The sequence below is a fragment of the Pseudonocardia sp. TMWB2A genome (assembly GCF_017312135.1).
In genome coordinates this window covers 6,494,140-6,504,503 of sequence record NZ_QKQY01000002.1, presented here as the reverse complement: position 1 = coordinate 6,504,503, position 10,364 = coordinate 6,494,140, and the positions used below count along the sequence as shown (strand labels likewise).

Sequence of the window (10,364 nt, the reverse complement as noted above, 5' to 3'; positions counted from 1 at the left end):
GTTGTTCGCCAGCGCGGCCTGGTTGCGCTGCAGGGTGTCGAGCAGCGACTGGAAGACGGCCGCGAGCTGGGTGTCGTCGAGCCGGAACGGCGGCCCGGCCAGCCGGTCCCGCAGCGCGACGACCGTCTCCCCGATGCTCGCCGACAGGCTCGGCAGCCCCGTCGAGGAACGCCGCGACCGCCCACCACAGCACCCCGACCGCCACCGCCAGCCCGCCCGCGACGACGACACCCGTCGCCACACCGCGCGGCACCAGCGGCACCCGGTTCACGATCCGGGCGAGCGGCGCGAGCAGCGCGGTCAGGATCAGCGCGAGCACCACCGGCACGACCAGCACCGCGAGCTGCGCGATCAGCCACAGCACGACGGCGACGGCGGTCGCGACGAGCAGACCGCGCCAGGCCAGGCTCGACGCGATCACCAGACCCCGGGGGATCCGCGGTTCCTCGGTCACCGCGGCCTCCCGGATCGGACGGTGTCGGACTGACGGTTGCGTGACGTCACGACGGTAGTCCGCCGGGGCCGTCCGGGCCCGTCACGGGCAGGGTGAGGACGAAGGTGGCGCCGTCGTCGTCGGGCGGGCAGGTGAGGTCGCCGCCGTGCGCGCGGGCCAGGCCGCGGGCGATCGCGAGGCCGAGCCCGGCGCCGCCGCTGTCCCGGTCGCGGGCGTCCTGGAGCCGGACGAGCCGGTCGAAGACGCGCTCGCGGTCGCCGTCGGCGATCGGGGTACCGGTGTTGCGCACCGAGACCGACACGGTCCCGGCCGCCCGGTCGGTCCGGGTGACGACCTCGATCCGCCCGCCGTCGGGGGTGTGGCGGCGGGCGTTGTCGAGCAGGTTGGCGAGGATGCGCGACACGGCCTGCGGGTCGGCGCGCACCGCGGCGGGCTCCCCGTGACCGTCGACGGTCAGCCCGGGCGCGAGGACCGCGGCCCGGTGGGTCTCGGCGCGGGCGATCCCGGCGACGTCGACCTCCCGTGGCGCCACCGCGGTGCCGCCGTCGATGCGGGCCAGGTCGAGCATGTCGGTGACCAGCCGCCCGGCCCGGCGCGTCTCGCCGAGCAGCAGCTCCAGGCGCCGGGTGCGGCGGGCGGGGTCGGCGTCGGGCCCGGACCGCTCCAGCGTCTCGGCGACGGCGGTGATCCCGGACAGCGGTGTCCGCAGCTCGTGCGCGGCGTCGGCGAGGAACACCCGGGTCCGCTCGGCCTCCTCCCAGGAGCGCCGCTCGGCGTCGGTGAGGGCGTCGAGCATGCCGTCCATCGCCGCCGCCGCGGTGCCGAGATCGGTGTGCGGGCGGTCGGGCCGGAGCCGCGCGTCGCGCTCGCCCGCGGTGATCCGCCCGGCGAGCGCGGTCATCCGGTCCAGGGGGCGCAGCGCCGTCCGCCGACGAACGACACCGCACCGAGCGCGACGAGCAGGGTCACCAGCACCGATCCGGCCAGCACCGCGCGCAGGCCGTTGCGGACCTGGGTGACGTCGGAGGCGTCGGCGACGAGCTCGACCTTCGCACCGTCGCCGGCGTCGAGGGTCACGGTGCGGCTGCCGGGTCCGGCGGGACGGGTGGGCGTCCGCCCGGGACCGGGGCGGCAGGTGGGCTGCTCGGGTCGTCGGTGCGGTCACCACCGGGGCCGCGGTCCGGCCGACCGGCGGGCGGCGGGGTCCCGGGCGGGTTCAGTCCGGGGTCGCCCATCACCTCCCCGTCGGCGGTGGTCACCTTGATCCGGATCTGCTGGCCGGACAGCCCGGTGACCAGCTCCTCCGGGGTGGCGCCCGCCGCGATCAGCTGCTGGGCCTGCACCACGCGGTCCCGCAGCCGGGAGTCGAGATCGGACTCCAGGCGGGCCCCGAGCAGGACGTCGACGAGCACCACCACCAGGACCAGCAGCACCGCCACCACCCCGAGCACCGCGGCGGTGACCCGGCGGCGCAGCGACGGGGTGGCGGTGCGGGCCTGCGCGGCGGAGCTCACGACGGCCCGCGCAGCGAGTAGCCGAGGCCCCGCACGGTGTGCAGCAGCCGGGGGCCGTGCGCCTCCAGCTTGCGGCGCAGCGCCGACACGTGGACCTCGACGAGGTTGGGGTCGTAGGCGTCGTAGCCCCAGACCGAGCGCAGGATCTGCGCCTTGGACACGGTGCGTCCGCGCTGCTCGGCGAGGTAGGTGAGCAGCCGCAGCTCGGTCGCGGACAGCTCCAGCACCGTCCCCCGCGGGGAGGCGACGGCGGCGTCCGGGTCGAGGACGAGGTCGCCCACCTGCACCGCGGACGGCAGCCTGCCCCGGCGGCGCAGCACCGCCGCGACCCGGGCGACGAGCTCGTCGAGCGCGAACGGCTTGAGGACGTAGTCGTCGGCGCCGGCGTCGAGCCCGCGGAGCCGGTCGGCCAGCGCGTCGCGCGCGGTGAGCATGACGATCCCGGCGTCCCCGTGCCCGCGCACGACGTCGATGAGGTCGAACCCGTCGCGCCCGCCGGGCAGCATCACGTCCAGGACGACGAGGTCCGGCCGGAACGCGGCGAGCCGCTCCTCGAACGCGACGCCCGTCGACGACGCCCCTCGGTCACGTGCCCGGCGTCGGCCAGCGCGTCCACGACGGACTCGCGGATGGCGTCGGAGTCCTCGAGCACCAGGACCCGGGTCGTGGGGCCGCGGCTGTCGTCGTCCTGGCGTGTGCTCACGGGGACAAGGGTGCGCCGCGAGGCTGAGGGGGAGCTGAAGGACCCGCCGGTTTCAGGTCCGTCTCAGGTACCGCGGGCACTGTCGTGTCAGACACCGAGACGACGGGCCGCCCGGCCCGCGGCGCGGAGAGGAAGAGATGACCCTGCTCGACGTGATCGTCCTGATCATCGTGGTGGCCGCCGCGATCGGCGGGTTCCGCCGCCTCGGCGGCGTGGCCCGGGCCGGGCGCCTGCTCGGCCTCGTGGTCGGTGCCGGCCTCGGCGCGGCCTGGGGCTCGAACCTGGCCCGCTACGGCGACACCCCCGACTCGGCCTGGTTGTGGGGCCTGGTCGGGGTGATCGCCGGTCTGCTGCTGGGCTCGCTGGTCGGCGGGTTCCTCGGCGGACTGGTCAGCCGGGTGCTCGCCCGCGGCAAGCTGTCCTTCCTGGACCGCATCGTCGGCGCCGTCACCGGTGCCGTGACCGCACTGCTGGTGATCTGGCTGGTCTCGTGGGTGGTCCCCGCGGTCGTGAGCGCCGAGGCGCTCGCCCCCGTGACGACGCTCGCGCAGTCCCTGGGCGGCAGCCGGATCGTCGACTCGGTGTCGGAGCTGCTGCCCGCGACGACGTCCGCCGCCCGCGACGTCGTCGACGCCGCGCGGCCTCCCGCCGGCTGATCCCACCCGACCCCCAGCGGTCCGCCGTCCGGCGGTCCGCGACCCGCCGCTGCCCTCTTCCGGGCACGGCACTGTCCGAGGAGAACCATGAACGACGAGAACCGCACCCCCCGCGACGACGACGACCGTCCCACCGACCGGCAGCCCCCGGTCCCCGCCGACGAGACCCCCACCGCCCACACCCCGACCCCGCACGTCCGGGACGGCGTGCACGGCGGGGGGACGGTGGCCGCCGCCTCCGACGCGGGTGACCCTCCGCGACGACGCCGGTTCGCCGCCCTGCGACGCCGGTCCGCGCTGCCCGCGGTCGCGGCCGGCGTGATCGGCCTGGTCGTCGGGGCCACCGCGAGCGGCCTGATCGTCGGGACCGCGTTCGCCGGACCGGGCGACGGCCCCGCCCGCACGGCGGTCGCCGCCGACGGCCGCGGCCCCGGTGGTCCCGGCGGACCCGATGGCTCCGGTGGCCCCGGTGGTGAGGCCGGTGGTCCGGGCCGCGGACCCGACGGTGCCGGTCCCGGTGGCCCCGGTGGCCCCCGGTGCCTGCGGTCCGGCCGGTGGTCCGGGTCGTGACGGCGCGACTCCGCCCGCGCCGCCCGCCGGGGCCCCGACGCCGCCCGCTCCGGGCGCCGCCCCGGCCGCCCCGGGTGCCACGGCCCCGGGTGCGACGGCTCCGCGCCAGGGCGGTGCCGCTGCTCCGGCCGCTCCCGCGGCCCCTGCTGCTCCCGCGGCTCCGGGGTCGTCCGCCGCTCCCGCGGCGCCCGCGGCTCCGGCCGCTCCCGCCGCTCCGTGACCCCGTACGCGCGGCGACGCCGACCGGTGTCGCCGCGCGTGGGGGAGGGGAGAAGGGAGTGCTCCTCGTCGGATCGCGTCGCGCATTCGCCCCCGACGCGCTGCAGGACCCGACGAGGAGCACTCGACGGACCAACGCGCCGGAACGGGCACGGATACCCCCCTGATGCGGTGACGACGCGGGCCCGGACACCACCATCGGTCGTCCCCGCAGGTCAGACGGGTCGTCGTCATGTCTTCGTGACAAAAAATCGGTGGGTGGCCCGGGCCGTCGAGTGCCGATCCGGGGGACACCCGCCGTCCGTGGTGGGCTCCGGGAGCCGGAACGGCGGGACGGAGCCCCCTCGGCCCCGGGACCGTCGGGGCCGGAGGGACGCGGCCGAGCCCCACGCGGCCGGCCCGGGATCGCACGCGGGCGGACCGTTGCGGCGATCGTTCAGCTCGTCCCTGCCGGCGCTCCGCTGTGGACGACCTGCCACGCGACGGCAGAGGACGGGCCGGACCCGACGGTGGGCCGGAACCGGGCACCTGCACCGTGACCACGGGTCGTCGTGCGGGGCGGGGCCCCGGCCGACGGCCGGAACCGGGCCACGGCGGTACCGGACGAGCACGGGGCGGCGCACCACGACCGCACCCTGACTGCGCAGGTCACGGGCCGATTCGAGACCTGAACGGATGGTGGCCCGACCACCGAGAAGACCACGTCGACAACTCATCGCGAAGAGACCGTGGTCGGCGTCACACAGATCGGTGATCGTCCGTATCGCCCGGTGAGAGGGTGTCGGTAACCAGGAGTTCGCCTCCGCCCACGGCGATGACCTGCGACGACGCCTGGTGTTCGCCCCGGGGACCCCCCGGTTTGACGGCCCCGGACACCGTGCCGTAACTTTCTTCCTGTCAGCGAGTGAGCCGGACAGAACGGGCCCTGAGAGGCTCGGTCAACAGGCCCCGCGGACAGCGACCCCCGGTGGTTCACCGAGTTTCTCGGTGTGGTTATCTTTGTGGGTCAAGGCGATCCGCCTTCAGGATCCCGCTCTTCTTGGAGAGTCCGGGTGATTGCGGTGCGGGTGTCTTTTGAGAACTCAACAGTGTGTCGAGCTATTTATTCGGTTTGGCGTTTTGTGCCAGATTGTTTGTTTGGTTGCAGCATTCGATCCCGTCGGGTGTTGTGGCCAGTTGTTTGTTGCAAGTCAGGGTTTTGTTGGAGAGTTTGATCCTGGCTCAGGACGAACGCTGGCGGCGTGCTTAACACATGCAAGTCGAGCGGTAAGGCCCTTTCGGGGGTACACGAGCGGCGAACGGGTGAGTAACACGTGGGTGACCTGCCCTCCACTCTGGGATAAGCCTGGGAAACTGGGTCTAATACCGGATAGGACCACTGATCGCATGGTTGGTGGTGGAAAGTTTTTTCGGTGGGGGATGGGCCCGCGGCCTATCAGCTTGTTGGTGGGGTGATGGCCTACCAAGGCGGTGACGGGTAGCCGGCCTGAGAGGGCGACCGGCCACACTGGGACTGAGACACGGCCCAGACTCCTACGGGAGGCAGCAGTGGGGAATATTGCGCAATGGGCGGAAGCCTGACGCAGCGACGCCGCGTGGGGGATGACGGCCTTCGGGTTGTAAACCTCTTTCGCCAGGGACGAAGAGCAATTGACGGTACCTGGAGAAGAAGCACCGGCCAACTACGTGCCAGCAGCCGCGGTAACACGTAGGGTGCGAGCGTTGTCCGGAATTATTGGGCGTAAAGAGCTCGTAGGCGGTGTGTCGCGTCGGCCGTGAAAACTTGGGGCTTAACTCTGAGCGTGCGGTCGATACGGGCATCACTTGAGTTCGGCAGGGGAGACTGGAATTCCTGGTGTAGCGGTGAAATGCGCAGATATCAGGAGGAACACCGGTGGCGAAGGCGGGTCTCTGGGCCGATACTGACGCTGAGGAGCGAAAGCGTGGGGAGCGAACAGGATTAGATACCCTGGTAGTCCACGCCGTAAACGTTGGGCGCTAGGTGTGGGGACCATTCCACGGTTTCTGTGCCGCAGCTAACGCATTAAGCGCCCCGCCTGGGGAGTACGGCCGCAAGGCTAAAACTCAAAGGAATTGACGGGGGCCCGCACAAGCGGCGGAGCATGTGGATTAATTCGATGCAACGCGAAGAACCTTACCTGGGTTTGACATGCACCAGACATCCCTAGAGATAGGGCTTCCCTTGTGGTTGGTGTGCAGGTGGTGCATGGCTGTCGTCAGCTCGTGTCGTGAGATGTTGGGTTAAGTCCCGCAACGAGCGCAACCCTTGTTCCATGTTGCCAGCACGTAATGGTGGGGACTCATGGGAGACTGCCGGGGTCAACTCGGAGGAAGGTGGGGATGACGTCAAGTCATCATGCCCCTTATGTCCAGGGCTTCACACATGCTACAATGGCTCATACAGAGGGCTGCGAGACCGTGAGGTGGAGCGAATCCCTTAAAGTGAGTCTCAGTTCGGATCGGGGTCTGCAACTCGACCCCGTGAAGTTGGAGTCGCTAGTAATCGCAGATCAGCAACGCTGCGGTGAATACGTTCCCGGGCCTTGTACACACCGCCCGTCACGTCACGAAAGTTGGTAACACCCGAAGCCGGCGGCCCAACCCTTGTGGAGGGAGCTGTCGAAGGTGGGACTGGCGATTGGGACGAAGTCGTAACAAGGTAGCCGTACCGGAAGGTGCGGCTGGATCACCTCCTTTCTAAGGAGTCCCATCATGTGATGGGGCACCACACGCTCGTAAGTGAGTTGTGCTCATTTTGGGTGTCTGTGGTTCCTTCATTGAATCGCATCAGCGGCCCCGTTCGTGGGTTGGGTGCGTTGGGTGGAACGCAGCACGTCGGACCGTGTTGGCTTGGCACACTGTTGGGTCCTGAGAAGACATCTGCGGTTCTTCGGAACGGTGGTTCTTCTTTGGCCGCTCTGGTCGGGGGCTTCCTAACGCCTGCTTGTGTGTGGGTGGTGGTTGTTTCTTGGTCGGGTGTGGTTGTGGGTTGAGTGTTGCATAGTGGATGCGAGCATCTTGTTGTGGTCAAGTTGTTAAGAGCACATGGTGGATGCCTGGGCATCAGGAGCCGATGAAGGACGTGGGAGGCCGCGATAGGCCTCGGGGAGCTGTCAACCGAGCTGTGATCCGAGGGTGTCCGAATGGGGAAACCCAGCGCCCGTCATGGGGCGTTACCCGTACCTGAATTCATAGGGTGCGTGGAGGGAACGTGGGGAAGTGAAACATCTCAGTACCCACAGGAAGAGAAAACAATAGTGATTCCGTGAGTAGTGGCGAGCGAAAGCGGAAGAGGCTAAACCGTGTCCGTGTCAAGCCGGCAGGCGTTGCGGGTGCGGGGTTGTGAGACGTGTCGTTCATCTTCTGCCGAGGATGGGACAGCAAGAGCCTGTGTTAGCGGAACGACTCTGGGATGGTCGGCCGTAGTGGGTGATAGCCCCGTACGCGAAAACACTGGGTTCTGTTGTGGGCGTGTTCTCGAGTAGCAGCGAGCCCGTGAAATTCGCTGTGAATCTGGCGGGACCACCCGTCAAGCCTAAATACTACCTGATGACCGATAGCGGACAAGTACCGTGAGGGAAAGGTGAAAAGTACCCCGGGAGGGGAGTGAAATAGTACCTGAAACCGTGTGCTTACAAGCCGTCAGAGCCTGCAGTGCTTTCGTGGTACAGGGTGATGGCGTGCCTTTTGAAGAATGAGCCTGCGAGTTATGCTTCGTGGCGAGGTTAACCTGTGTGGGGTAGCCGTAGCGAAAGCGAGTCCGAATAGGGCGCTGTAGTCGCGGGGTGTAGACCCGAAGCGGAGTGATCTACCCATGGCCAGGGTGAAGCGTCGGTAAGACGTCGTGGAGGCCCGAACCCACCAGGGTTGAAAACCTGGGGGATGAGCTGTGGGTAGGGGTGAAAGGCCAATCAAACTTCGTGATAGCTGGTTCTCCCCGAAATGCATTTAGGTGCAGCGTCGTGTGTTTCTCACCGGAGGTAGAGCACTGGATGGCCTAGGGGGCCGACAAGCTTACCGAAGTCAGCCAAACTCCGAATGCCGGTGAGTGAGAGCGCGGCAGTGAGACTGCGGGGGATAAGCTTCGTGGTCGAGAGGGAAACAGCCCAGATCACCGGCTAAGGCCCCTAAGCGTGCGCTAAGTGGGAAAGGATGTGGGATCGCCCGGACAACCAGGAGGTTGGCTTAGAAGCAGCCACCCTTGAAAGAGTGCGTAATAGCTCACTGGTCAAGTGGTCCTGCGCCGACAATGTAGCGGGGCTCAAGCGCACCGCCGAAGCCGTGGCAATGACACTTATGGTGTTGTTGGGTAGGGGAGCGTCCTGCATCTGGTGAAGCCCGGGAGTGATTTACGGGTGGAGGGTGTGGGAGTGAGAATGCAGGCATGAGTAGCGAATGCAGAGTGAGAATCTCTGCCGCCGGATGACCAAGGGTTCCTGGGCCAGGTTGTTCCGCCCAGGGTGAGCCGGGACCTAAGGCGAGGCCGTCAGGCGTAGTCGATGGACAACGGGTTGATATTCCCGTGCTCGTGACAGTGCGTCCATGCCAAGGCCGGTGATGCTAACCATCCGAACCCACCTCGGCTCCTTCGGGAGTTGTGTTTGTGGGGGAGCGTGGGATCCGATCTGGTAGTAGGCAAGTGATGGGGTGACGCAGGAGGGTAGCTCCGCCACGCGGTGGTTGTCGTGGTGTAAGCCTGTAGCCCGAGTCCTAGGTAAATCCGGGGCTCATATAAGGGTGAGAGGTGATGCGTAGCCGATTGAGGCGAAGAGGGTGATCCCATGCTGTCGAGAAAAGCCTCTAGCGAGTGCTGTTGCGGCCCGTACCCCAAACCGACACAGGTGGTCAGGTAGAGAATACCGAGGCGATCGAGCGAACTGTGGTTAAGGAATTCGGCAAAATACCTCCGTAACTTCGGGAGAAGGAGGGCCGGTTGTCTTGAGGCTCCTTGCGGGCTAGGGACGGCCGGTCGCAGAGACCAGGCCCAAGCGACTGTTTACTAAAAACACAGGTCCGTGCGAAGTCGCAAGACGATGTATACGGACTGACGCCTGCCCGGTGCTGGAACGTTAAGAGGACCTGTTAGCTCTTCGGGGCGAAGCGGAGAATTTAAGCGCCAGTAAACGGCGGTGGTAACTATAACCATCCTAAGGTAGCGAAATTCCTTGTCGGGTAAGTTCCGACCTGCACGAATGGCGTAACGACTTGGGCGCTGTCTCGACCACAGACTCGGCGAAATTGCACTACGAGTAAAGATGCTCGTTACGCGCGGCAGGACGGAAAGACCCCGGGACCTTTACTATAGCTTGGTATTGGTGCTCGGTTCGGCTTGTGTAGGATAGGTGGGAGACTGTGAAATCGCCACGCCAGTGGTGGTGGAGTCGTTGTTGAAATACCACTCTGGTCGAATTGGGTGTCTTAACCTCGGGCCATGATCTGGTTCAGGGACAGTGCCTGGTGGGTAGTTTAACTGGGGCGGTTGCCTCCCAAAGAGTAACGGAGGCGCCCAAAGGTTCCCTCAGCCTGGTTGGCAATCAGGTGTTGAGTGTAAGTGCACAAGGGAGCTTGACTGTGAGACTGACGGGTCGAGCAGGGACGAAAGTCGGGACTAGTGATCCGGCACCACCTTGTGGAAGGGGTGTCGCTCAACGGATAAAAGGTACCCCGGGGATAACAGGCTGATCTTGCCCAAGAGTCCATATCGACGGCATGGTTTGGCACCTCGATGTCGGCTCGTCGCATCCTGGGGCTGGAGTAGGTCCCAAGGGTTGGGCTGTTCGCCCATTAAAGCGGTACGCGAGCTGGGTTTAGAACGTCGTGAGACAGTTCGGTCCCTATCCGCCGCGCGCGTTGGAGACTTGAGGAAGGCTGTCCCTAGTACGAGAGGACCGGGACGGACGAACCTCTGGTGTGCCAGTTGTCCCGCCAGGGGCACGGCTGGTTGGCTATGTTCGGGAGGGATAACCGCTGAAGGCATCTAAGCGGGAAGCCTGTTCCAAGATGAGGTCTCCCACCACCTTCGAGTGGGTAAGGCTCCCAGTAGATGACTGGGTTGATAGGCCGGAGATGGAAGCCCTGTGAGGGGTGGAGTTGACCGGTACTAATAGGCCGAGGGCTTGCCACAACGAGTTGTTCGCATCCACTGTGTGACCCTGAGTCCACAACCATCCACATCCCCTGGTTGACACCGGGGGTTGTGGGGTGGTGTGTGTGCTCGACCCCTACCC

7 protein-coding genes, 2 rRNA genes and 1 pseudogene are annotated in these 10,364 nt (G+C 67.0%); 4 read left to right on the top strand and 6 right to left on the bottom strand.

Annotation, left to right across the window (positions count from 1 at the left end; all coding sequences use genetic code 11):
- The 6 genes and pseudogenes from DMP17_RS45035 to DMP17_RS45010 all read right to left on the bottom strand — a co-directional run.
- Positions 1 to 454 (bottom strand): annotated as a pseudogene (locus DMP17_RS45035) (hypothetical protein); the annotation flags it as partial.
- 46 nt (positions 455 to 500) lie between these two features.
- Positions 501 to 1,355 carry a sensor histidine kinase gene (locus DMP17_RS45030; RefSeq protein ID WP_337832685.1) on the bottom strand — a complete coding sequence of 285 codons (855 nt, stop codon included), beginning with the start codon at positions 1,353 to 1,355 and terminating at the stop codon, positions 501 to 503.
- Positions 1,352 to 1,531 carry a hypothetical protein gene (locus tag DMP17_RS45025; RefSeq protein WP_337832684.1) on the bottom strand — a complete coding sequence of 60 codons (180 nt, stop codon included), beginning with the start codon at positions 1,529 to 1,531 and terminating at the stop codon, positions 1,352 to 1,354. The genes DMP17_RS45030 and DMP17_RS45025 overlap by 4 nt, the downstream gene beginning before the upstream one ends.
- Entirely contained in the window at positions 1,528 to 1,968 is a 441-nt protein-coding gene (locus DMP17_RS45020) for a hypothetical protein (RefSeq protein WP_337832683.1), read from the bottom strand. Before DMP17_RS45020 ends, DMP17_RS45025 begins: the two co-directional genes overlap by 4 nt.
- Positions 1,965 to 2,483: a response regulator transcription factor gene (locus tag DMP17_RS45015; protein WP_337832817.1), complete on the bottom strand. Its 519-nt coding sequence runs from the start codon at positions 2,481 to 2,483 to the stop codon at positions 1,965 to 1,967. The genes DMP17_RS45020 and DMP17_RS45015 overlap by 4 nt, the downstream gene beginning before the upstream one ends.
- The gene (locus DMP17_RS45010; protein WP_337832682.1) at positions 2,474 to 2,671 is read right to left on the bottom strand and encodes a hypothetical protein; all 198 of its coding nucleotides are present in this window, start codon (positions 2,669 to 2,671) and stop codon (positions 2,474 to 2,476) included. The genes DMP17_RS45015 and DMP17_RS45010 overlap by 10 nt, the downstream gene beginning before the upstream one ends.
- A gap of 137 nt (positions 2,672 to 2,808) precedes the next feature.
- Between DMP17_RS45010 and DMP17_RS45005 the strand changes: the two genes are divergently transcribed.
- The 4 genes from DMP17_RS45005 to DMP17_RS44990 all read left to right on the top strand — a co-directional run bounded on the left by DMP17_RS45005 (position 2,809) and on the right by DMP17_RS44990 (position 10,261).
- Positions 2,809 to 3,327 (top strand): CvpA family protein, encoded by a 519-nt coding sequence (locus tag DMP17_RS45005; protein ID WP_226364660.1) that lies wholly within the window; start codon positions 2,809 to 2,811, stop codon positions 3,325 to 3,327.
- Positions 3,328 to 3,414: 87 nt separating this feature from the next.
- A complete protein-coding gene (locus DMP17_RS45000; protein ID WP_337832681.1) occupies positions 3,415 to 3,897 on the top strand; it encodes a hypothetical protein in 483 nt (160 codons plus the stop codon).
- A gap of 1,417 nt (positions 3,898 to 5,314) precedes the next feature.
- Positions 5,315 to 6,834 (top strand): 16S ribosomal RNA (locus DMP17_RS44995).
- A 328-nt stretch (positions 6,835 to 7,162) separates the two neighbouring features.
- A 23S ribosomal RNA gene (locus DMP17_RS44990) occupies positions 7,163 to 10,261 on the top strand.
- The 16S and 23S rRNA genes sit together here, the layout of an rRNA operon.
- The last annotated feature ends 103 nt before the right edge of the window (positions 10,262 to 10,364 follow it).